General features: G+C 35.6%; 15 protein-coding genes. All 15 read left to right on the top strand.

What is annotated here, in order from left to right; genetic code table 11:
• The first annotated feature begins 60 nt into the window (after positions 1-60).
• On the top strand, positions 61-501 hold the full coding sequence (locus H0Z29_01415; GenBank protein MBO8130156.1) for an arsenate reductase ArsC: 441 nt from the start codon (positions 61-63) through the stop codon (positions 499-501).
• On the top strand, positions 479-910 hold the full coding sequence (locus H0Z29_01420; GenBank protein MBO8130157.1) for a thioredoxin family protein: 432 nt from the start codon (positions 479-481) through the stop codon (positions 908-910). The genes H0Z29_01415 and H0Z29_01420 overlap by 23 nt, the downstream gene beginning before the upstream one ends.
• Before the next feature lie 580 nt (positions 911-1,490).
• Entirely contained in the window at positions 1,491-3,041 is a 1,551-nt protein-coding gene (locus tag H0Z29_01425) for a T9SS type A sorting domain-containing protein (protein MBO8130158.1), read from the top strand.
• Positions 3,042-3,126: 85 nt separating this feature from the next.
• Positions 3,127-5,841, top strand: coding sequence for a TonB-dependent receptor (locus H0Z29_01430; GenBank protein ID MBO8130159.1), 2,715 nt, complete (start codon positions 3,127-3,129; stop codon positions 5,839-5,841).
• Positions 5,842-5,858: 17 nt separating this feature from the next.
• On the top strand, positions 5,859-9,350 hold the full coding sequence (locus H0Z29_01435; protein ID MBO8130160.1) for a hypothetical protein: 3,492 nt from the start codon (positions 5,859-5,861) through the stop codon (positions 9,348-9,350).
• A gap of 25 nt (positions 9,351-9,375) precedes the next feature.
• Positions 9,376-10,443 (top strand): PorV/PorQ family protein, encoded by a 1,068-nt coding sequence (locus H0Z29_01440; GenBank protein ID MBO8130161.1) that lies wholly within the window; start codon positions 9,376-9,378, stop codon positions 10,441-10,443.
• A gap of 112 nt (positions 10,444-10,555) precedes the next feature.
• Positions 10,556-11,557 (top strand): nucleoside hydrolase, encoded by a 1,002-nt coding sequence (locus H0Z29_01445; protein MBO8130162.1) that lies wholly within the window; start codon positions 10,556-10,558, stop codon positions 11,555-11,557.
• 36 nt (positions 11,558-11,593) lie between these two features.
• Positions 11,594-13,501, top strand: coding sequence for a PKD domain-containing protein (locus tag H0Z29_01450; GenBank protein MBO8130163.1), 1,908 nt, complete (start codon positions 11,594-11,596; stop codon positions 13,499-13,501).
• Positions 13,502-13,566: 65 nt separating this feature from the next.
• Positions 13,567-15,609 (top strand): PKD domain-containing protein, encoded by a 2,043-nt coding sequence (locus H0Z29_01455; GenBank protein ID MBO8130164.1) that lies wholly within the window; start codon positions 13,567-13,569, stop codon positions 15,607-15,609.
• A gap of 89 nt (positions 15,610-15,698) precedes the next feature.
• Positions 15,699-17,225 (top strand): hypothetical protein, encoded by a 1,527-nt coding sequence (locus H0Z29_01460; GenBank protein ID MBO8130165.1) that lies wholly within the window; start codon positions 15,699-15,701, stop codon positions 17,223-17,225.
• A 109-nt stretch (positions 17,226-17,334) separates the two neighbouring features.
• Positions 17,335-18,393 (top strand): LacI family DNA-binding transcriptional regulator, encoded by a 1,059-nt coding sequence (locus H0Z29_01465; GenBank protein ID MBO8130166.1) that lies wholly within the window; start codon positions 17,335-17,337, stop codon positions 18,391-18,393.
• A gap of 50 nt (positions 18,394-18,443) precedes the next feature.
• The gene (locus H0Z29_01470; GenBank protein MBO8130167.1) at positions 18,444-21,410 is read left to right on the top strand and encodes a TonB-dependent receptor; all 2,967 of its coding nucleotides are present in this window, start codon (positions 18,444-18,446) and stop codon (positions 21,408-21,410) included.
• Positions 21,411-21,452: 42 nt separating this feature from the next.
• Positions 21,453-23,423: a hypothetical protein gene (locus H0Z29_01475; GenBank protein ID MBO8130168.1), complete on the top strand. Its 1,971-nt coding sequence runs from the start codon at positions 21,453-21,455 to the stop codon at positions 23,421-23,423.
• Between the two features lie 47 nt (positions 23,424-23,470).
• Positions 23,471-24,478 (top strand): PorV/PorQ family protein, encoded by a 1,008-nt coding sequence (locus tag H0Z29_01480; GenBank protein MBO8130169.1) that lies wholly within the window; start codon positions 23,471-23,473, stop codon positions 24,476-24,478.
• Positions 24,479-24,517: 39 nt separating this feature from the next.
• Positions 24,518-26,056 (top strand): ADP-ribosylglycohydrolase family protein, encoded by a 1,539-nt coding sequence (locus H0Z29_01485; GenBank protein MBO8130170.1) that lies wholly within the window; start codon positions 24,518-24,520, stop codon positions 26,054-26,056.
• Positions 26,057-26,064: the final 8 nt, after the last annotated feature.

The following is a 26,064-nucleotide window of genomic DNA, read 5'->3' on the forward strand; positions in this document are numbered from 1 at the left end:
TTTAATACAATTTAGGATTGTATGTTTGGTAAAAAAAGATAAATTAATACAGAGCTTTTGATGGGGCAGATATTGAAAATATTAATTCTATGTACCGGCAATTCCTGTCGGAGTCAGATGGCAGGGGGGGTCTTGAAATCCTTTGACAGTAGGATCGAGGTACTCTCCGCTGGCTCTGAACCTACAGAAAAGGTGCATCCATTAGCGGTGGAAGTAATGAAAGAAATTGGTATAAATATAAAAAGTGGAAACGAACCCAAGAATGTGTCTGAGTTTCTTGATCAGGATTTTGATATGGTTGTTACCGTATGTGATAATGCAAAAGAGAACTGCTCATTTTTTTCAGGTAAAGTTAAAAAAAGGTTCCATATTGGTTTTGAAGACCCTGCAAATTTTCAAGGAAATTATGAGGAAAAACTCAATAAATTTCGAGTGATTAGAGATGAAATAAAGAAAAAGTTTTATGAATTATACAAAAATGAGATCATTAAAAAATTATAAGATCGTTATTGTTCTATTAATTAGTATTCTTGTTTATAATTGTAAGATTCTAAAGATAGAATCACCACCTACACTGCCATGTAAAGGCTATGATAAAGTCATAAAATCTGGCAGACCCCATATAATTGAGTTTGGTAATAAATGGTTCGGACCGAGTATGGCAAATAGAAATTTTTTAAAAGATTTCTGGTACAAATATAGAGATGAAGTTGATGTCTATTTTGTAAATGTATTAGATTGCGATGAGATTGTCTTAAAATATGATATATTCTTTATCCCTACTATTTTAATTTTTAACAAAGAGGGTGAAGAAATATTTAGGTGGGTGGGGCAGTGGAATAAAGATGATTTTTATCGAGTTATAAAAGCTATGAAGATAGTAAAATGGAGAGATGGAAATAAAAGATAACAATCGCTGCTTTGTCTGCGGTCTGGATAGTGAGAAGGGATTCAGGTTACCTTTTATGATTGTGTTCATAATTTTGTGTAAAAATCTGGTCACCCTATAAAAAATACAAATTAATTATATACAAATATGGAAATATTATGGGACAAAAGTTAAAAGAGGACTTTTACGTTAATAAAAAAAAGAAATAATATAGAAAAGCAATCGTGAATATACAAAGAGCAGGGTTTCAAAGTAAATATTACAATTATTCTAAATGAGCTAAAAAGAGATTTAAGCAAATTGAGACAAGATTTGTCGTGTATACTTAGAAGTCATACATTTATATTTCTCAAAGGGGTCCTTTTAAGATAATGTTTCTGCTAAATCATTTGTGCATATTAGCGAAGTATTTAATACTGATATTAAACGACTTTATTTGAATCTAAGTTAAAAAAGGTGTGGTAGCAGAAAAATATTTTTAATAAGGCTTGACAAATAAGCTAAAATTGCTTATACTATGAACAAACGTTTGTTCTGTGTTTTGAATAAAAACTATTCTATATGTCTGAGTTGGAAAGAAATCATAAAAGGAGGAGGTAACATGAAAAAAGAAATTGTTATGTTTTTGGTTTTTTGTAGTCTTTTTCTTTTTGTATCATCTTTAGTATATGGTCAAGGTGATAATTCTCAGGATCCAAACGTTAATCTTGCTTTGCTTGATGAGGCTACTGTCAGTGGTTCCGTTCCAGAAGGTATGGCAAGGGGGAAGCCAGAAGATATTCTCTGGGATCCAGTTAAACAAGATTTTGCTTATCCATCAGAATATCATGAATATGGAATTCCCTTTGAGGATAAGTTGGTTGCAACAAAAGATGATCCATTCTATTGGATGGTTGAATGGCAAACACCCAAAAATATTAATTACATTACGGTTGGTGGAGCTTACGAGAATCAGCCGCAGCCAAATACTCCGTGGGCTATACAATATTGGGATAGTGAAAATGAGAAGTGGATTGATGTCCCTAAAGCCCATAATGGATGGGAAGCTGATACGTTAAATGGAGTGGGCGGTTGGATTAACAATGGGGTATTTCAATGGCGAGGTTTAGAGCCAATTGTCACTACAAAGTTAAGGGTTATAGCATATTGTGATACAACGGATGAATTTGTGGATAATGATACTTTAAAGAGTATTCATTTTAGAGGTACAAATGGTAATGTTAAATCTGTGCTTATACAATACCTGGATTTTTCGAATGCAGAGCCAGATAATGAAAAAGATGAAATGGTTAATTTAGGGTTATTGCCAGAAGCCGTTGTCAGTGCTGCATTTAAAGCCAGGGAATATGAATATATCCGTGGTCAGCCTGCAACTATCTTATTTGATCCTGTAAAAGGTGATTTTTATGAAATTACTGAGTGGGGTGAATTTGGATATCCTTTTGAATTTGATGCTGGATATCCTACAGAGGAGGATCCTTTTTACTGGATGGTTGAATGGCCAGTACCAAAATATGTGAATTACTTTACATGGGGCGGAGTTTACGGAAACCAACCTCAACCGTATACACTATGGGCTGTTCAATATTGGGATGGAGAAGAATGGGTTACTGTTATGAATGGTGTAGGTGGATCTAAGGCTGAAGGCAGACCGGGTGTTGATACGGATGCAGAATCTGTATGGCAGTCTGAAACACCTATTGTGACAACAAAATTTAGACTTGCTGTGTGGTCTGATGGGATAAATCCACTTGTGAGTTTTCATATAAGAGGTAGAGGTGGACACACTTGGAACTGGGATGAAAGAGATTCAACCTTTAAGGCGGTTCTTCTCCAATATCGCGATTTAACAAAGATAGCTGACGAGAAAACCGATGATAGACCGAAAGATTTTTCATTACGTCAAAATTATCCAAATCCCTTCAATCCGATCACAGAAATAGCTTTTACTGTATCGAAAAACGAACATGTAAAATTGAGCGTTTACAATCTCAAGGGAGAGGAAATATGCGTTCTACTGAATGAGGTAAAAAAGCCGGGAGATTATAAAGTCATTTTTGATGGCAGTTCTCTGAGCAGTGGCGTTTATCTTTATCGCTTAGAAACAGAGAGTGGTTTTTCACTTACAAGAAAGATGGTTTTGATTAAGTAGAAATAGTAAAAAATGGGTGGGGGATTGATTAATTGAATATCCCCCACCCGATTAATATAATATCATATATATCGAGAGGGAAGATATGAGGGTTTGGGAACTCGCTAAGGTGTTAATAGTAACTGTGTGTCTAGTTGTAGGGTTTGGGTACCCGCAAACTAGTGGAAAAATATCAGGTAAGGTGGTAGATGAAAAAACTGGGGAGCCGCTTGTAGGTGTAAACATAGTCATTTTAGGTACTCAAATGGGGACTGCATCTGATAATAATGGAGGATTCTTTATATTTAATATTCCCCCAGGAAGTTATGATATAGAGTTTCAAATGATTGGATATAAAAAAGTTAAGTTGGAAGATGTGATAGTAAATGTTAACAGAACTACATACTTGAATATTAGTATGTCACAATCTGTAATTGAGGGTGAAGAAGTTGTTGTCTATGCGAAAAAGATTGAGATAAAGAAAGACCAAACGAGTTCTGTTAGGAATATAACTTCGGAAGAAATTAATAAATTACCCATAGATAACATGTATCAAATAGTAAGTCTTGAACCGGGTGTGGTTGGTTCGCATTTTAGAGGTGGTAGAGGTGATGAGGTATCATATATGGTCGATGGTATAGCTGTAACTGAATCTTTTTTTCATGAAAGTCAAACGGTTGAGCTAAATCCTGATATAATTGAAGAAGTGGAGGTAATAACTGGGACTTTTAATGCTGAATATGGAAATGCTATGAGTGGGGTAGTAAATATTGTAACGAAAGAAGGAAGTGAGAAATTTAATATGTCGGGAGAAGTAAGTGTTGGAGATTTCTTGACCACACATAAAGATATTTTTATTGGATTAGATAATAATAAAGTGAGGATAAAAGATTATAAAATAAATGTTTCTGGTCCACTATTCGGTAAGTTTTTAAGATATTTAATAAATTTTAGGTATTACTACAATATGGGGCATTTATACGGAATAAATATTTTTAATCCTGATGATTATAGTGATTTTAGTAATTATCCAATTTCCTGGATAAGCGAGAAGAATGGGGATAGCTCTTATGTCCCCCTTGAAGATGATAAAGAAACTTCTTTGTTTGCTAAATTTACGCTAAAACCTATTTCTTCTCTGAAATTAAACGTAATTTATAATTGTAACACTAGTGATTTTCAAAACTATAATCATCAATTTAAATACAATCCTTATGGATTGCCAACCAGTCACGAAAGGACTAATTTTATAGCGCTATACGTAAATCATATGTTGTCAACGAATATGTTTTACGAATTAAAATTGTCTTATAATAAGTATAAATATGGCAATTATGTTTTTGAAGATCCTCTGGACAGTGGCTATGTTCATGATTTTTATGGTCGGATAACAGGTCAATGGTTTTCAACAGGAGGACAAATTAAAGGTCATACAATTAGGACGGAGAAAAAAACAAATGTAAAATTTGATTTTAATTGGCAAGTTAATAAAAATCATGGTATTAAAGCGGGTTTTGATCTAAATAATGTTTTTTTGAATAATAGGTATGCTAATATAAGAAATAAATACGAGGGCTCTTCATTAGAAAGTATTTTTATAATTGATAGTCTTTCCGGTAAGCGTATGTATCCTTATTATAAGCCCGAAATTAGGTCTGATTCTTCGATTTATACTGATTATTACAAGAAAAATCCGATTCAATTTTCTGCGTATATACAGGATAAAATGGAATTTGAATCGATGGTAGTAAATGCAGGTGTCCGCTTTGATTATTTTGATCCAAATACTATGTATCCAACGAACTGGAGGAACCCGGCAAATCAAGACTATTTCGAGGATGAATCAAGAATGAGTAAGTATCCGAAGGTAAAACCTCAATATTTATTTAGTCCTAGGTTGGGTCTTTCTTATAAATTGGGTGAGTATGCACTTTTACGTTTTGGCTATGGTCATTTCTTACAGATACCAGCTTATAATTATTTCTATCAGAATAATGATTTTATAGTTACAGAATTAGCGTTAGTGGGGAATCCGTTACTGAAATGTCAAAAAACTGTTCAATATGAGATTGGATTGTGGCAGCAATTGACTGGTAATATGAATTTGGAGATTGTGCTATTTTATAAAGATTTTTATGACTTGCTAAGCTCAAAATTGATTTACACATATAGCCAAATACGATATGGTTTGTTTTGTAATAAGGATTATGGAAATGCTAGGGGGTTGGAATTGAAGTATCAATTTCGCTCTGGAATGTATTTTGTAAATGTTAATTATTCACTGCAGTATTCTAGAGGAGTGGCAGATAGTCCGTATCTAGCATTTAATCGTGCGGGACAAGATATGGATCCGGTGAATAAGCTCATTCCAATGTCATGGGATCAAAGACATACTTTAAAGGTTGCTATGGGATATGAGGGGAGAAAAAGTGGGGTGACAATATTGATGAATTACAACACTGGAACGCCCTACACTTGGACTCCTATTTCCGAAAGCCCATTAGTTTTAATTAATCTATTGCCAAATAATCAATGTAAACCCTCTCAGTTTTGGGTTGATATTAATGCATATTACAACTTAGGTACCATAAAGGGAACAAGCATAAGGTTAACTTTAATTGCATATAATGTTCTGGATAGACTGAATGAAGTATCTGTGAATAGTACAACTGGAAGGGCTTACACGGGAATTGTTCGTCCAGTAGATCTTTATACATATAGAAGTGATTTCAGTATTTATTACGATGTTTTACATAATCCGGGAATGTATGGTGCTCCACGTTCAATTAGAGTTGGATTGGAATTTAATTTTAATAAGTAGTTATGGGGGGAATAAGGATGAATAAATTTAGAAGAATAATTATTGGAGTTCTGGTCCTAATTCAAGCTTGCTTATATAGCTCGAAGTTGTTTTCCCAGGGTAGAATTTATGAAGGTCCAGATGATCCTGCAGGTGATAGAAGTGCTGTTAGAATGGGGGTGATGGATGGAAATCAGTTTTTAACAGTTTTTTTTAACAATACACAAATAGGATACAAATATATGGTGGATGGTTCAAAATGGCCAAGAGATTCAGAAAAGGGAATACAGGTATTTGATGTTTTGGCTGTTTTGCTTGGGGCACAGGTATTTGTTGAAAATGATTCCATTCCGGTCACAGATTTGTCTGAAATAATGGCAAGGAAGGATCTTGATTCATTATATTTTATAGAGACTTACTGGAACTATGAAGATATGCTTGATAGAAATCCAGAGGGAGATATTGTCTGGGGGCTTTACCCTGTTCCAGGTTACTTTAATCCTTTGAGTGAATCTCCTGCTATAAGCAACGATCCTTTTTCGTGGCCTCCTGAGGGATGGCCAGCTCGTGGTGATGAGAAGAAATGGCCAGGAGAGTGGAATGGTAGATTTGGGCGAGGTGTTAAATATGCTCAATTAGAATGTTGTTTTGTTGCTAATGACGCGCAAGATCAGGAATATCTTACACCTGGAAGAAGGATTAAGTATTACCCAAGACCTGGAGTATTTATAGGGGATAAAAATCCAAATGTTACTATTCAGAAAGGTAAACCATGGGGTGGTGTGGGATATCGTGTAGAAGTGAGAGGTTATCAGTGGGAAAATCCTCAGACAAGGAATGTAATTTTTTGGGAGTATAATATAACTAATATTTCAGATTATGATATCCCACGTGCAATATTTGGTTTTTTTGTGGATATGGGAGTAGGAAATGCTTTTAATGTTTGGGATGATGGTGATGACCTTGGTGGTTTTGAAGAAAGTATGGAATTGGCATATGTTTGGGATTCAAATAATATGGGTGCAGGCGGATACGCTCCTGGAACATGTGGTATAGCTTTTTTGGAAAGTCCTGGCATATATAATGATGGAATTGATAATGATGAGGATGGTTTAGTGGATGAAAGAAGAGATAATGTTGCTACTAAGAAAGTAGGCCCTTATGATGGTATTTCGGATCTATCTAAGTTTTTATCGTATTATGGTAAGAAAGAGGAAGATTTAAAGGAGCATTGGGATGCTGATGAAGATCAAGATTGGCAAGATGGTATAGATTTGAATGGTAATGGTGTTTATGATATTGGAGAATATGCAGGAGATGATGTAGGCCTTGATGGTGTTGGCCCCGGTGATATAAACTATACCGGACCAGATCCTGATGGTACAGAGTGTAATCATAAGCCTGATATGGTGATAGGTATAAATAGTGAACCCAATTTTGGTATAAACGATGTATCAGAATCAGATATGCTAGGTTTAACAAGCTTTCATTTTATACCTTGGCCGTTCACCAATCCACCTTGTCCAAGATTTGACGAAGATTTATATAAATTGGTTGCAGATCGAAATCTAGTGAAATATACAGGGCCACCAAGTGATTATGCTCCTGTATTTGGTTCAGGGCCTTTTGTATTAAGTAAAGGCACAACTGAAAGAATATCATGTGCATTAATGGCAGCGTATGAAGATGTTGCAAGTCTAAATAGTGGTGATCCGCCTTATTTATTGATGGAGCAAAAAAAGGTAGTTCAGATGATTTATGAGAATGATTATAGATTTGCTAAACCACCCGAAATGTCAACTTTACATGCAACAGCTTTAGATGGTAAGGTTATCTTATATTGGGATGATAGAGCGGAAAAGTTAACTAGGGAGCCTTTACTTGGTGGTGAGAATGATTTTGAAGGGTATAAATTATACAAATCAACGGATCGTTTCTTTTCTGACGCATCAAGAGTCAGAGATGCATTTGGTAATGTTTCAGGGAAAGTGCCAATCTTTCAATGTGATTTGAAGAATGATTATTATGGTTTTACTGACTATGCACTAGTAAATGGTGAATCGTTTTTCCTAGGAAGAAATACAGGTATAAGGCACTATTATATAGATGAAGATGTAGAAAACGGAAGAACATATTATTACTATATAACGGCGTATGACCATGGTATACAGGGTCTGGGAGTAGATATAGCACCTTCTGAGACTGTACCATCAATTGTAGTTGATGAGAATGAGGAAATAGTTTATATGAGTCCAAATGTTCAGGTAGTGACTCCCCATCCTTTAGCAAGTGGTTATATTCCACCTAGTATAGAATTAAACTCTCCTGATATAATTAAAGGAACTGGGGAAATTAGCTTTGATGTAGTAAGCCAAACAGATCTTAAGCCGAACCATGTTTATAAATTAAGTTTTAAAGTTGATACGATAAGAGTGTTTGGGAAAGAAGGAAAAGGATATCCACTCGGAATTTTCTACAGGAATATAGGATATACTATTTATGACACTATTGAAAAAAAGATATTGGTAGAAGAAAGCCCAGAACATTATACAGGTAATAATATTCAATATGATATGGTTGGCAGATTTTATCATATTAATTCAGAATTAGTGGAATCGGATTTTTTTGATGGTATAATTTTCCGAGCTACTAATATTCCTGTTGAGGCTCGACTAGATTCTTCAAGAATAGGTTGGATATCAGGAGATTCTCCAATAGAAATTACGGTGTCGGAAAATGCTTATAAGCTCTTTCCATGGCAATATGATATAGTCTTTACTGGAGGAGCTGAACAATACACAACCATTTCTAATGATTTTAAGAGTATGTATTCTGTCGAAGGGATAACTCTCTTTGATAGATCATTAATACTACCAGCTACTTTTGATTTTTATGTGGAAAATAAATTGTTCAGAGATTCAACTGGAAGTTTTTACAAATTAGATTTAGTGGCATATGATGCAAATAAAAATGGTCAGTTTGATATATTGGAAGATTATGTTATTGCCGGATATGCTTCTAATGAGGATGGCGAGTATAAGTGGATGGTAAGTTTATTTGCTTTTAATTTCAGACAAGCAAATTCGGAAGAAAATTTACCCAAAGCTGGAGATGTTTATAGAATTGATGGAGTAAGGCCTTTTACTGCAGATGATGTATACTATTTTGAAATATTGCCACCTTCTGAGGAAGAGGTTTCGAAAGCCGAGGATTTGGACAAAATAAAAGTTGTTCCCAATCCATATATTGTTACAAATTTGCTAGAACCAGCGGTTCGTAATATTTATTTAAATCAAAGACGCAGAATTATGTTTACAAATATTCCATCGCAATGTGAGATTAAAATTTTTACGATAAGTGGATATTTAGTAGACGAATTTGAAGTCAACAACGAGCATAGCAATGGTATAGCTTATTGGGATTTGCTGACAAAAGAGGGAATGGAGATAGCACCTGGTGTTTATGTATATTATATAAAATCTAAGAAGACGGGTAAAGTTAAAACCGGTAAGTTTGCTGTTATTAAGTAATTATAATTAAGATTAGGGGTGAAAAATGATGAATAAAAATTTTATATCGCGAGTTTTAGTGATTATCTACCTAGCAATAAGTCTTGTATATGCCCGTTTTTCTCCGAATCGAGTAGGTACAACTGTAGCAAATTTTCTGGAGCTGGGATATGATCCAAAAGGAATTGCTATGGGTGATGCATATGTAAGTATAGCAAACTCATTGTCGAGTATTTATTGGAATCCAGGTGGTTTATCATTTATGAATAAAAAAGAAGCGTTCTTTTCTTATCAGCCATGGATAGTGAACACTAATACATTTTTTTGTGCTGCAGGTATACCTGTTAAAAATGTAGGAACTTTTGCAATTTCATTATTTGGTATTGATTATGGTGAAATGGAAGTAACAACTGTGGAGTTGCAGGATGGAACAGGTGAAACTTTCTCTCCGCGCGATTTGGCATTTACGTTTTCTTATGGGCACCTTATTTCTAGCTGGTTTGGCTTTGGGGCAACAATAAAATATATCAACTCATCTATATATCACTGTAGTGCAAGTGCTGTATCTGCAGATTTTGGAGTTATAATCCAGACGAAATTTTTTTCGCCGACGAGTGATGGGAAGTATGGTATGAAAATTGGGATGTGTTTATCTAATTATGGTAGTCGGATGAGATACCGTGGTTTAGATTTGTTAAGATCCTTAGATATAGCACCTGATGAGGCTGGAAACTATAAAGATGTGCAAGTAGAATTCAAAACTGATTCGTGGGAACTACCATTGATATTCCGAATAGGTTTTTCTTTAAATCCAATAGCTTCGACAAATCAGCTTTTAACTTTAGCATTGGATGCCATACATCCAAATAATAATAGTGAATCAGTAAATGTTGGAGTTAAGTATTTAATCCGTTTACCAGGTATTGCAGATTTCATCTTTCGAGCTGGTTATCGAGGGTTGTTTATGGAAGATTCTGTATTTGGCCCCACATTTGGATTCGGTATCTTGATACATGTAAATAGGGGTGTGTCACTTCGATTTGATTATGCATTTCGTAGTATAGGAGTATTAGGAAATAGCAATGCTATAGGGTTTAGTTTCTTAATAAATTAGCTCGATAATTGTTTGCGCTTTAGATTTTTTATAATGAGCGAATTATTAAATAATTTTCGACATCTATTGTAAATAGTAAGCTGATTCATTGAGAGATAGGAGGAAATAAGGAATGAACAGATTTTTTTTCGTTAGTGTAATACTATTACTATTCATTTTTAATGCCTGTACTTATAGAGATGAAGGTTCGTCATTAAAAGTAAATGAAAAGATACGGGTTATACTTGATACGGATGCAAACAACGAGATGGATGATCAAAATGCGATTGCGTGTTTACTGTTTAATGATAATGTTTTTGATATCGAGGGGATAACAGTTAATAGGACTTATAATGGTGGAGATGTAAACAAACATTTTGAGGAAGCGGAAAGGATAGTGAAGTTATGTGGTTTTGAGGATAGGGTTAGGGTTTACAGGGGAGCTAATGGTACATTTAAGGATATAATTGCCCACATTAATGAAGAGGGTTTTGATGGTCATGAAGCTGTAGATTTCATTATTCAGAGAGCTAAGGAGTCAGATAAGAGGAGGTTGGTATTATTGGGTATAGGGAAGCTGACCAATATTGCATTGGCTATATATAAGGATCCGAGTATAGTTAAGGATGTTCGGGTTGTATGGTTGGGGTCAAATTATCCGATGCCGGGGGAGTATAATTTAGAGAATGACACATCGGCATTAGGTGCAATTTTAAAATCTGATGTTCAGTTTGAGATGGTAGTTGTACGTTATGGAGAGAATACTGGAGCTGATGCGGCAAAGGTAGATTTGGAGACCTTTCGAAGTAAGATGAAGGGTATAGGACCGCGAATAGAGGAGCCGATAGTAGGTAGACACGGAGGTGAGTTTAATTGCATAGGGGATTATTTGGTTAACTTGTTTGAGAATTTTCCAGGTAGGCCTAAGAGTAGGCCACTATTTGATGTAACAGCGGTTGCAATATTAAAAAATCCATCATGGGCAGATCGTCTTGTTGTGAAGGGGTTACAATATGTAAATGGAAGATGGGAAAAGATTAAAAACGTAGATAGAAGTGTTGTAATATGGGAAAATTTGGATTGTAAGAGTATTATTAGCGACTATTATAATACATTTTTGAAGGTGCATAATTAGTGGTAATGTGTATGTGAATTGAATAGAGGATTCTATATGAAAGTCAAATTAGGTATTATTTTTCTGCTTGTAATCTTATTGAAAAACTCTCTGGTTTCGCAAATTTATATTGTAAAGCAAAAGAATGATCTATGCTATATATGGATTGAGACCGAAGCAGGTAATATAAATCAACCAATGTTGATTCATTATAATGAAAAGGCTTCTGGGGGACAGTATATTGAGGTTAAGGAAGGTAATAATAATATTATAAATCCTCCTAAAGATGGCCGTTTTACATATCGATTTAGAGTTAATAATGCTGGAACCTATAAAATATGGGGTCGAGTCAAAATTGATATGGATTATGAAGATGCTTTTTGGGTTAGAATGGATGATTCAAAATGGGTCCTATGGGATGGTATAGATGTTAACTGTGAATGGCATTGGGATGAAGTACACGACTATAGAAATCAAAAAGAAGTTGTAACCTATTATCTTGAACCAGGCATACATACACTTACATTGACTTACGGTATGGATCAGGCCCGTATAGATAAATGGTTCATTACTAATGATATGGGCTTTATTCCTACAGGGAAAGGTCCTGGTGTCGACGCGGTTTTTCAGATTGATACCGAAATTCCTCTAGTTAATAAACTCATTCAATTCGATGGATCTTACTCGTCAAGTACCGAAGGATCTATTGTTTCTTGGACTTGGGATTTTGGAGATAATATTCGTACTTCTGGGAAAAGGGTAAAACATGGGTTTATGAAAAAAGGTATTTATCAAGTTAGTCTTATTGTTAAAGATGAAAAGGGGTTACAGAGTAAGGTAATAAAAAAAATACATGTTTATGACAATGAGCCTGTAGTTCAAATTAGTATTTTATCTGATCGTCCTAAACCCGGAGAAACAGTAACGTTTGATGCTTCAGGGTCATTTGATCCAGATGGGGAAATAGTACGTTATTATTGGGATTTTGGGAATGGAGTTGTTCAAGAAGGTAGTGTTGTTAAGTATGTATATGGTAAACCTGGCGAATATTATGTTAACCTTACAGTGATTGATGATAAAGGATTGGTTGTCAGTCGAAAAAAACTGATGACAGTTATAACCGGAATTCCAAAGAAGGTTATTCTTGAAACGGATATGTGTTTAGATGTAGATGATGTAGGCGCATTAGCCATGCTACACGGTTTAGCCAATAATGGTGAAGCTGAGATATTAGCAATTTGTTACAACGAAGTCCATCCATCAGGGCCGGCAGCCATTGACGCTATCAACACATGGTACGGAAGAGGTGATATTCCCATTGGAGTATATAAAAAGAAACTTCCTGAACCTGATCATTCTGCTTATTTGGATTCTGTGGCCAAATTCCCGCATGATCTTGAGTGGGAAAATGCTCCCAGTGCACTGGAAGTTTATGCTAAAGTTCTTTCTGCTCAACCGGATCATTCAGTAACTATAGCCAGTGTTGGGTTTCTAAATAATCTTTATGAATTATTAAAAGCTAAACCTGATCTGGTAAGGAAAAAAGTTAAAGAATTGGTAATTATGGGTAGCAGATATGGAGGAGGATTCAATTTAGAAAGACATGGGACAAAATATATGTCTGAGTATGTAATTAGAAATTGGCCTTCGCCAATTGTTTTTAGTGAACTAGGTACAGGTATGTTGACCGGAGAAGGATTAAGGAATGCACCCAAAGAAAATCCGGTACGAGAGGCTTATTACCAATTTTTTTATAAGCATTTTTGCAGTCGACACAGCTGGGATCAAATAGCTGTACTTTATGCAGTCCGAGGGATATCCGATTACTTTTCTGAATTAATTGATGTTGAAAGATGGGGTATGCCTCCTGGGCAAAGAACGTATTTTAGAGCGAAGTTAAGTCCTGAAAGTTGTGCAAAAATTATTGAAGATTTGATGCTTAAACCACCTGCTAGTGGGAAATGAGATTTATTAGTGTGATGGAGATTTGGTGTATCTCTAAAGTAAAATGTATTTAAGGAGGACTCTATATGGGAAAGAAGCTATCTAAATTATTTTTGTTAATGTTGGTTTTTGCTGGGACCTATTTTGGGAATTGTTTTTTGGATGCTAAAGAGAAGGTAAAAGTTATATATGAAACAGATATGTGTGCAGATGTAGATGATGTAGGTGGTTTAGCTATACTTCATGCTTTAGCAAATAATCAGGAAGCTGAAATACTTGCAGTTTGTTACAATGAAGTTCATGACTATGGACCTCCAGCAATTGATGCGATAAATACCTGGTATGGTCGTGGAAATATACCAATTGGCATTTATAAAGGTAACCTTTCAGATCCTGACTACTCGTCGTATTTGTATTTTGTTGCTCAATATCCACATGATCTTGAAAAGAAAGATGCACCAAGTGCTTTGGAAGTTTATCGATCTATTTTGAGTAAGCAACCAGATAGTTCTGTTACTATAATAAGTGTTGGTTTTCTAAACAATATAAATGATCTTCTTGAAAACGAGTATGATTTGATTTCGAAAAAAGTTAAGAAGTTAGTTATTATGTGTGGGATATGGAATGATGGTTTTAATCTTGTACGACATGGTCTTGTTAATGTGTCTCAAAATGTTATAGAAAATTGGCCTACGCCTATAGTTTTTAGTCAACCAGGTGGAGATATTTTAACAGGTTCATGCCTAAAGAATGCGCCAACTACCAATCCTGTTAGAGAAGCATACTCTCGATATTTCAATTGCCAATTTAAAGATAGACCCAGTTGGGATGAAATTGCTGTATTATATGCTGTTAGAGGGTTGTCGAATATGTTTTATGAAGTGAGTTCGGGAACTGGTCGTCTAGAAAATGGTTATGAATGGCAAATGAAACCAAATTTTAGAACTTATATAGAGAAACGATTATTTAATAGCGAGTATGAAGAGATAATTGAAGATTTAATGATGCAATCTCCGATAAGAGTTGACTTCAATGCTGAACCGGAATTTGGTTGGGCTCCTTTAGAGGTTTTTTTTGATGCGTCGATTTCATATCTAGGTTTGGATAAAGTGATTAAGGAATTTTACTGGGATTTTGGAGATGGGACCACAGGAGAGGGTGATAAAGTGACTCATCTATATAGTAGTAGTGGAGAGTATGAAGTGAAATTGACAGTTAAAGACAATGAAAATGAATGTTATGATACATCTAAAGTAATAAATGTCTATGACCCTATTTTTAGTCCCGTATTGTATTTTGGAGATGCAAGAAATTACGAGAGAAAGCAAGAAAATCTATGGGCAACGAAAATAGATAATGGAGATTTGCGCTATTATTTGAGTAATGGTGAAAGATCTGGAGCTGGTTCTTTGCCTGGTTTTTGTTTTGTAAAGGATAGTTTGTACTCCGATTTTAATCTAACTTTGGATTTTCGTACAGGGGAATCTGATATTAAGCAAGCTGAAGCTTGTATAATTTTTGGATATCAAGATGAAGGCAACTGTAATTATTTGTTTTTGACTGCTAACGGCTCACGTTTGGTAAGTGTGACAAATAACCAGGAAATTTATTTGAATTGGACTAAAGAAGAAGGTGTTCCTGATAATAAGTACCATAGATTAGAGATGAGTCTAACTGATAATCGTATAGAGGTAACTTTAGATGATACTCAACTGTTGGAATGTTCTAGTTCAAGGTTGGTAAGGAGAGGTAGGATTGGGTTTGGTTCGAGAAACTATTCAGTTTACTTTGATAATATTAAAGTTATTTGTAATGAAACATCTATTAAGGAATCTTCCGTGGGGAAAATGCCTCAAGATTTTTGTGTGTTAGCTTATCCAAATCCATTTAATTCTCAAGTAAATATTCAGATTAAGATTCCAGAGGATTTAGGAATTAAGTTATTAGTGTATGATATAAATGGTAATTTAATTTCTACTTTAGTCAACAGGTTATTACCTGCGGGGACGTATAATGTAATATGGGATGGGAAAAATGATTGTGGACGTAGCATAACCAGTGGTGTTTATTTTGTAAAAATGATTTCGAATAATTTACTGAGTACGAAAAAGGTAGTTGTAATTAAGTAATCTGTGTTATGAGAATGACGTTGTATCCGGTTATATTTAAAACGTATAAGTGTAGAAAATTGAATTCGATATTTGTTTGCATTCTTCTAATGATATTTATTTTATATTCAAATTGTGGAAGAAAAGGTTTCTATGGCGGTGATGTTAAAATTTTGGCAAAGATTGGAAATAAGACTATTTCAGTAGGTGAATTTTATCAGAGATCTGAATTTACTATAAGACCTAAATATTGCCGACTAAATAATAATGTGCATAAAAAGATTATTTTAAATTCACTAATAGCTGAAAAATTGTTAGCTATTGAAGCTGAAAAAAACAAAGATTTCTATAGCAATTTTAAAAAGAGCGAAAGTATTCAAAATTATATTGTAGGAAGAAAAGAACAGGCAATGAGGCAGTTACTCTTTAGGAAAGAAGGAATTGACAAGGTTACTTTAAATGAGGAAGAAATTAGAGATTTATATAATTCAATAGGGAGAACATATGAAATAGAATACTTTTATTTTAGAGGAGATAGTATAGCAAAGAATATTATTAGTGAAATGGAGAATTTCTCTTTTGAGGAGGTATATAAAAAAATTTGGGGTAAGGAAAAGGTACCCACAAAAGATGTATCGTGGAAGACTATGATGAATCCTGTGGTTAGGGAAGCTTTGTTTTCGAAACCATTGGAAAAAGGGAAAGTACTTGGCCCGATCAGGTATAGTCCAAATGAATATTTAATGATGAAGATATTAGGTTGGGAGGACAAAATAGCCGTTTCTAAACAGGAACAATTACAAAGGATGGAAATGGTTAAGGATGAACTAAAGAGAAAAAAAGCCATTAGGATTTATGATCAATTTGTTTTAAAAATAATGAAAGGTAAAAGGTTAGATTTTTATAAAGATACATTTTATAGTTTGGCAGATTACCTGAAAAAAATATATCTAAAGAATCCGGATGAAACTAAGGAACTTTTCAAAGATTCCCTCTTTGGCCAAGAAGTTTCAAGCTATGATTCTTGTTGCTTGAATAATAAGTTAGAAGAACTACTTGATAAACCATTGCTAAAAGTAAATGATAGAATTTGGACAGTAAGGTCTTTTCTAAAAGATATGCAAAGGCATCCGCTCGTTTTTCGTAAGAAGATAAGGAGAGAAAGTGAATATTATGAACAATTGAAATTAGCAATGGTAGATTTAGTAAGAGATGTTTATTTGACAGAAGAAGCTTATAAACGTGGATATGATAAAGATTTGTCTGTAAGGCGTCATACTGCAATGTGGTATGATGCATTGTTATCTCAATATTATTTAGATTGTTACTTAAAGAGTAAATTTAATTGTAACATAGATAGCCTAAATACTATTTCTATAATAGAAAAATATTTGAATCCGTATATTGATAAATTGCAGAGAAAGTATTCAGATTTCATTTGGATAGATGTCGATGAGTTTAACAGAATTAAACTCACCCGTATAGATATGTTTGTTTTTCAGAGAAAACAACCGTTTCCAGATATTGTCCCAAATTTTCCTCAGTTAACTACAGACACAAGACTTGATTACGGCAATCCAATGAATTCTTATAGTTTTTTAAATAATCTTTTTAGAAGGTTTTCAAAGGGAAAATAATCTTTAAGTAGAATTAATATTTCGTAAGGCTTGACAAATAAGCTAAAATTGCTTATACTATGGACAAACGTTTGTTCTTTCCCAAGGGCATTATATTGCTCGAGAGGCTATGGTAGAGGAAAACAAAGGTAACAGAAACATAATTACGATAAAATATATCGCAGATAAACTGGGCGTATCCATAACGACGGTTTCCAGGGTGCTGAATGGGAAGGCAAAAGAGTACAGAATAAGCGAGAAAACTGCCAATGCTATTTTGAAGTTAGCAAAGGAACTGAATTATACACCTAATCCAATCGCAAAAAGTCTTAGGGAAAGGAAAACAAACACTATAGGTTTAATTATTCCCGATATATCAAATCCATTTTTTGCATCAATTGCGAAGAATATTGAAAATGAAGCAAGGAAATTTGGATATACGATTATGCTATGTGATAGCGGGGAAAATACAAGTCAAGAAGCTGAGTTGATAAAAATATTGATAAACAGAAGAGTCGATGGTTTTATAATATGTCCTGTTGGTATAAGTTCCGATCATTTGGAAATTATTTTTAAGAAAAAGATTCCTATAGTCATAGTGGACAGGTATTTCAAAGAGCTTAAATGTTCCTATGTCGTTTCCGACAATTATAAAGGTGCATACGACGCTGTTAACTACTTAATCAAATGCGGACATAAAGTGATTGGATGTATACAGGGTTTAATAGGAACATCGGTAAATAGTGATAGGGTTCAAGGGTATAAAGATGCACTAATTCATAATGGAATTGAGGTTGACAGGACCCTGATAACTGGCGATAGCTTCGGAGAGAAAAACGGATATATTGGAACGAAATTGTTATTGAATGGAAAAAATAAACCTACAGCTATACTAGCGTTGAGCAATTTAATCTCACTAGGGACTCTAAAAGCTATTAAGGAGGAGGGTTTAAGCATACCCCAGGATATCTCGGTTATATCTTTTGATGACCAACCATATTGCGAGTACCTTTCACCTCCCATGACCATGATTGCTCAGCAGAAAGCGGAGATGGGAGAAATAGCTGTAAAACTCCTGATCGATCAAATGAGCTCGACAGATACATCCTATAATGCTGGAAATACTATGCAGATAATGTTACCAACAAGACTAATAATTAGGAAATCAGTTAAAGATATCAATGAGTAAGTTTTTTCAAATTCAAAGGGGGAAACAAATGAGGAGGAGGTAAAATTACAATGAAAGGAAAATCTTTAAGCAGGAAATTTTTCTTATGCTTCCTTGTTATTGTATTGATTGTTGGGGGAAACGGCCTGAGGGGAGCAATCACAGGAAAAATTGCAGGTAAAGTTTATGATTCTGAAAGCGGGAAACCTCTGCCAGGTACAAACGTCATCATCGTTGGAACAACCTTAGGTGCTAGTACTGATGATAATGGTTATTTTTTCATTATTGATGTTCCTCCCGGTAAATATTCAGTAGCGATTAATTATATTGGTTATGAGAAAGTGGTACTGAAGGATGTTGTTGTAAGTTCTGGTAGAACTACAGAATTGAATGTACCTTTGAAGCCGACTACTGTTATGGGTAAAGAGGTTATAGTTACAGCAGAGAGGCCAATTGTTGAAAAAGACAAAACGGCTAGTGAAGTGATTTTGACACCGGAAAAGGTATCTCAAACATGGGTAAGGTCATTATCTGAGGTCTTGGAGATACAGCCAGGAATCTTTAGAGGACATTTTAGAGGCGGTACAAAATTAGAATCGAAATATATGTTGGACAATGTAAGTCTGAACAGTGGGTTGCTATCAGACAACTATCAGGGACTAAATTTAACTACGGTACAGGAAATTAGTGTTCTGACCGGTGGATATAATGCAGAATATGGGGATGCGATGTCGGGTATTGTCAATATTATAACAAAAGAGGGAGTACCTGGTATACACGGTACCTTTCTATTCAGAGTTCGTCCTCCTGGCAAGTACCATTGGGGAAGATATATGTATAGTAAAAAGAATTATGACTGGCAGCATTTTGACCTTGATTGGTGGACTGATCAAACTAATGATCCTAATAGTGAGTTTTATGGACTCAATCCAGATTCTCTATTCAATGTTTGGAGAGAAGTAATAACCCCTGATCCTGACCAAGCTAATTATACAAAGAGGGCTGAATACGAAACTGAAGCGACAATTTATGGTTCTCCATCTAGTAAGTTAAGTTTCCTTCTGTCTGGTAGGTATAAGAGGGGAGTGAATGTTTTTCCTCAGGTAATTCCGTACAATCCTGAGTTTAACTTTCAAGGAAAGGTGTCTTACAGCATTACCCCTAAGCTTAAAATAACTTTAAATGGTTTGTATGGTGGGTATGAAAGCGCTTCATCCTCTCTGCCCACTAATTTTCTATCTATTGAAACAGCCCAGGAGATGGCATGGAATGACCTCCCCGAATTGAGAGATCCGTATGAGTGGAATAAATATTGTATGAAAGGAGCCTGGGGTAGCCGTCCTGAGTTACGAAGGGTTAAGCAATTTTACATTAGATTAAAGCACATCTTGAGTTCAAGCACTTATTACAATTTAACTTTTAGTTTTCTTGATGATAAAATGAATAGAACGGATCATTATGGTTGGGTTAAAAGGGATGAAGATTATCCACATCAGTACCCTTGGTCTTTTGACGATGACGTTTTCGGTCCGTTAGGACATTACCTTGTTAAAGCTTATGAACATTGGGAAGATAAGTGGGAAAGTAAAGTCTATAATGTCAAGGGTGATATTTCAAGTCAGGTAAATAATAATAATTTGGTTAAAGCAGGTTTTGATATCAAATCTTATGATTTTTACTATGATCACCAAATGTCAGCTTACGAGGGTGGAATGAGATGGAATCTGATGAATGTATATGATGGGAAGCCCTACGAAGTTGCAATTTATGCACAGGATAAGATAGAATTTTCTGGTTTAATACTCAATGCCGGTTTGAGATTAAGCTTTTTTGATCAAAATAGAGAAGCACCCAAAAATATGTTTGATCCTTTAGCATATGAGGCAACTACCTCTGGAAATATAAAGCCAGGGTATCCCGGCATACCCGAAAAGGAAAGAACTAAGATGCAGATAGCACTGGCACCGAGGCTGGGAATATCTCACCCGATAAGTGAAAATAGCGTTCTCCATTTCATGTATGGTCACTTCTATCAGAGACCTTCTTGGCACAAAATGTTTGGTTTTCCATATATAAATTTTACAGAGGATTGGGACAAAGTATACGATCCGTATGACACCAGCACAGTGACGTACATGGACCAGTGGCAAGGGTATTATGGTAATCCTAAAATGGGATATGAGAAGACTATTCAATTTGAGATAGGATTTGACCAAAATATTGCTGATTTAGCACTATTGAGCATAACAGGGTACTATAAGGATGCCAGCCGCCAGACGGTTTTTAGAGAAGCTACTCTTTTAGAGCCAAGATGGGGAGATGCGAACACATGGACAACATTATACAACGCTACAAACCAATATAATGTGGCATTGATGATTAGTAACTGTGCTTACGCAGATATACGAGGTGTTGAGCTTAGGTTAGATACAAGATTTAGATTCCCTTTAAATTTCTCACTAAACTATGATTTATCTTACGTATCAGGGGGTGTTGTTGGATATGAAAGTATGTATGAATTTGGTCTGGGTGTAAATCAACCAAAAGGTTATGGGATGGTAAAAAAAGATTGGAATAGCAATCATAAATTCAAAGGAATTATGAATTTGTCCTTCGAGAAAGGATATGGTTTTTCTATACTGGGATTTAAACCCTTGAGTGATTTCAATATGAATCTATATTATGAATATTGGAGTGGTCAACAATATACTTACCATGGTCCGGATGATCCATCTACAGAACCTAACAACAAAAGATGGTTTCCTCACATGAGAACAAACTTAAAAGTTTCAAAAGGTATTTATGCTGGGAACGTAAGATTTGAACTGGTTTGTGAAGTTAGAAATCTCTTTAACAATTATGATGTTAACATGTTGTGGTGGGATGATCTAGTATATTTTGAAGAGAATAAAGATAAGCCATTACATGAGCGGTTACCTAAACACTGGTGGTCCGGTGAGCCCAACAAATGGGGATGGTATAATATGTGGACTAATCATCCTCGTCAAATTTACTTCCAGCTGCAGGTTGACTTTTAATTAGGCGCTAAGGTTGGATATTTAAAATAAAGGAGATTTGATATGAAAAAAGAAATAATTACAAAGAGAGAAGGTTTTAGTAAAGGAATAATCTCTCTTTTTATAATATTTAATCTAATATTTTTCACGGGGATCCTGAAATCTCAAGAGATTCAATGGGGAAAGGAATCGCTTACAAGGGGGAAAGTATGGGTTACTTTACATAATGCTTTCAGGTTAGGAGAGGTAGATTTACCATGGACATATTACACTCTCGATTACCCGGGTTACTCTCATGGAGCCGATCCATCAGATAGACCTGCGTATATTATTAGTGGTGGATACATGATATATGGAGAGAGAGGTACAGATAATTATGGATATAGTATACACGGTGTATTTTATCCATCCTCTCAGTATGTTTACCCCACAAGGAATGCTCAACTTATAAAAAATTATAATCTAGTTAATCCTAATCTTAAAGCTGAAGAAATATTTTTAGGTGGGCATCATGTTAAAGACCTGGATGTAGATGTTAACTTAAAAGGGATGGTTTGGAGTTTCCCAAAGTATGATGACTTTGTTATTTTGGAGGTTTCGATAAAAAACACAGGAAGTACATTACTTGAAAACATGCATTTTGGAATTCGGCTAGGTGTATGGATCACCCAAAGGGGTGACTGGATAGGACCTGGAAGTGATTTCGATGATAAATACGGATGGGATGAGGCACATAATTGTTTTTACTTCTATGATGATAGGAGTTTTAATTGGGAAACAGAGGAACCTGTACAATTCAATTTTGGTCCTGGTCCAACAACTGGAGATGTCGGAGATCCTGCCAATATCACTGACCCGGGTGCAAAAAGTCACGAGATTATGTCACCCGGATACATGACTTTAATCTGTCTAGATTCTGCTGGTGCCAACGTCTATCAAAATATTTTACAATATCTTGGGCAGATGACCTCAAGTGATGCCCCTCGAGAAGATATTCCCCCAAGACTGGGTACCGATCCACCGAGTAGATTCCTTGAAGTCATGACACATCAACAGCCTCGTTTATCGTGGGATGATGCGAGAGATAAGGGTGGTGAAGGAGGAAATAAATATGAGAGGAGTCCTGAATTCGTAGTTTCGTGTGGCTCCCATGATATAGCTCCTAATGACTCTGTAAAACTTGTTTACGCGATAGTTCTGGGTGAGATGGATCGCGCCAGAATTGTTGAAGGGGGTGTTGAAAATATTCAAAGACTTGCAACTGATTCAAAGGATTCTTTGTTAAAGAATGTTGAAGCTGCAAGAGAGTTGTATAGTAATGGCTATTACATTGCTGATCCTCCACCGATGACTCCAACTGATGGGGAAAATACCTTAGTACTAACACCAGTTGGAGGAGGTATCAAGATACAGTGGCCACCCATTCCCGATACATACGTTGATCCTGTTAGAGGTGTTAACGATTTTGCAGGTTATAAAGTATATAGGTCTTCATATTTCTGTACAGGACCGTGGGAATTGGTAGCAACTATACCTAATGAAAGTGCTAATATTGAGGATGATCTAGTGACTTATACAGATGAAGGGTTATCCTTAGGTGTAGGTTATTATTATACAGTGACTTCGTATGATGAAAATGGAAACGAGTCTGGCAAGGTAAATCCAAACCGTTTTCCTGTTTATCCATTAAGGGCTCCAAATGAGAATTTTCCAAAAAATGTTTATGTAGTACCTAATCCCTTTAGGCAACATAGCGGATTGTTAGGTGTCGGTGAAGAGTTAAGAATGGAATTCATAGGATTGCCAGCAAAATGTACAATAAAGATTTATACTCTTGCGGGTGAACTTGTGAGAACTATACACCACGATGATGGTAGTGGTTCTGAATCCTGGGGTAGTATTGAGACATTTGATTATCAAACTAATAGATGGATGCTATATGTGTCACCGGGTGTATATATATTCCACGTACAGAATGAAGTGCCTGGGCATGAAGATGAATATTACATTGGGAAATTTGCAATTATTAAATGAAAGGGTAAGAAAACTATGAAAAATTGCATAAAAAAGGAGAAGGGGATATGATTAGTAAAAGAATTATAATTATGGGTGTTTTTCTGACCCTAATCTCGTTTACCTATCTTGGAGCCCAGAGTGGTATCGCACCATACGATGTAGAAAGGGTTGGCTTGTCCGGATGGCAATTTTTGAAAATTACATATGATACACGTTATTCTGCAACAGGGGGAGCTTTCACTGCACTTTCACATGGGAATTCTGGGTCGATTTTTGGTAATCCTTCAGCATTGGTAGATGTTGGAAATATTGACATTCAATTTACAAATGTCAATTGGATTGCTGATGTTAAAGGACAATCAATAGCGTTAGCAAAAAACTTTGGGAGAATGGGTGTACTTGGGTTTAGTGTAGTCTCTCTTAATGTTGGAGAAATGTATGAGACTATAAATCGAGCAGTGCCCGGAGAAACTAGAACCGAAGCAGTTATTACCGGTAATACTTTTACAGCTGGTGATTTGGCCGCTGGTATTTCGTATGCTAAACGTGTTACTGATAGACTATCGATCGGTGCGAATGTTCGTTGGATAAGAGAGGAAATAGCAGAAGTGAGTATGAATAATGTTTCGGTGGATTTTGGCACTACCTATTATACTGGTTTCAAGAGTTTACGCCTTTGTATGGCGGCAAGAAATTTTGGTCCCGACGCTCATCTTGTAGGATGGTCTGAAGAATATCAAATGGAAGCAGTTGATATAAGAATGCCATTGGATTTTAGAGTTGGTATAGGCTATGATTTCTTTGAGGGTTCATCTCATGTTCTCTCATGTGCTATAGAAGGTACTCATCCCAACGATGGCCCTGAAAAAATAAATATAGGATTAGAATATAAGTTCGGTAACTTACTGGTCTTACGGAGTGGATATAGGGTGAATTATGATGAGGAAGATTTTACACTTGGTGGGGAAATAAACTATACGATTGATGGGTTAACAGCGAGAGTAGGTTACGCTTATGTAAATTTTGGAATACTGGAGCAAGTTCATATGTTCACCATTGGTCTGTCGTTATAAGAAATGGGAAAACCAAAAATATTTGAAGGAGAAAGCAAGATGAGTAAAGTTTTGAAAGGGTTGTTAGTTTCAATAGTTATCCTTTTGATGATTGGGATAGCATTTGGGAAATCATATAAGATTTCTCCAGGTGCATTAAAAGATAAAATAATGGGAGGATGGGCTGGCCAAGTAATAGGGTGTACCTTCGGAGGCCCTACAGAATTTAGACATCAAAGCACCTATATCCCAGATTATCAGCCGATTGCTTGGCCCAAAGGAATTATAAAGTGGTGGTATGACAATGCCCCCGGTTTGTATGATGATATATATATGGATATTACATTTGTTGAAGTAATCGAGAAGGAAGGTATAGATGCACCTGGATCATCTTTCGCGAAAGCTTTCGCAAACGCTGAATATCCACTGTGGCATGCAAATCAAATGGCAAGGTATAATATACTGCATGGGATGATGCCACCCGAATCTGGCCATTGGTTAAATAATCCCCATGCTGATGACATTGATTTTCAGATAGAAGCAGATTTCGCAGGTATGATGAGCCCCGGGATGCCAAATGCTGCTGCTGAGATTTGTGATAAGGTAGGTCATATTATGAACTATGGGGATGGATGGTACGGAGGCGTATATGTAGCTGCTATGTATTCTCTGGCATTCGTGTCTGATGATGTGGAATATATAGTCAAAGAAGCTCTCAAAATGATACCCAAAGAGAGTCAATATGCAAAGTGTGTAAGTGATGTAATAAAACGGTACCATGAATTCCCTGATGATTGGAAAGAAACCTGGTGGAGAGTTCATAAAAAATGGAGTGAGGATATTGGGTGCCCGGATGGTGTATTTACTCCGTTCAATATAGATGCGAAAATAAATTCTGCTTGGGTTGTTCTTGGATTGCTATATGGTAAAAAGGATTTTGGGAAGACAATTGAAATCGCCGCCAGATGCGGAGATGATTCCGACTGTAATCCAGCAACTGCAGGCGGTATACTGGGAACTATAATAGGCTATAACAATATCCCCGAGTACTGGAAAAAAGAACTAAAAGAAGTTGAAGATATAGACTTCATATATACAGAAACGTCTCTAAAAGAATTGTACGATATCTCATACAAACATGCAATTGCAAACATAAAGAGAAACGGTGGGAAAGTTAAAAAGAACAAGGTAATGATATCCTTGCAAGATCCACGTCCTGTCAAATTAGAAGTTGGATTTAAAGATCACTTTCCTGTTGAGAAGCGGTTTTTGTGGAGGAAGGGAAAGGGCTTAGTTTTACAGGACACACTCACTATTGGATTCTACGGAAATGGTTTTGTAATAAACGGTAAAGCTTATAATGACAATGAAGATTATGTGTTTAAAGTAGAAGTTTATATAGATGGTAAGCTACAGGAGGTTACTGAACTGCCATGCAATTTTCATGACAGAAAAAATACTTTGTTCTGGAAATACCAATTGCCTGTTGGAAAACATAAGGTGTTTTTAAAGCTTTTAAATCCAAATGACTCTGGAGAGGTTAGTTTAAGCGATATAGTTGTATATGGCAAAAAGGTGAGTAATCTGAGAAGAAAATAAAGGGGTGA

It is taken from the genome of Candidatus Neomarinimicrobiota bacterium (assembly GCA_017656425.1).
In the GTDB taxonomy this organism is placed as follows: Bacteria; Fidelibacterota; UBA2242; order UBA2242; family B5-G15; genus JACDNV01.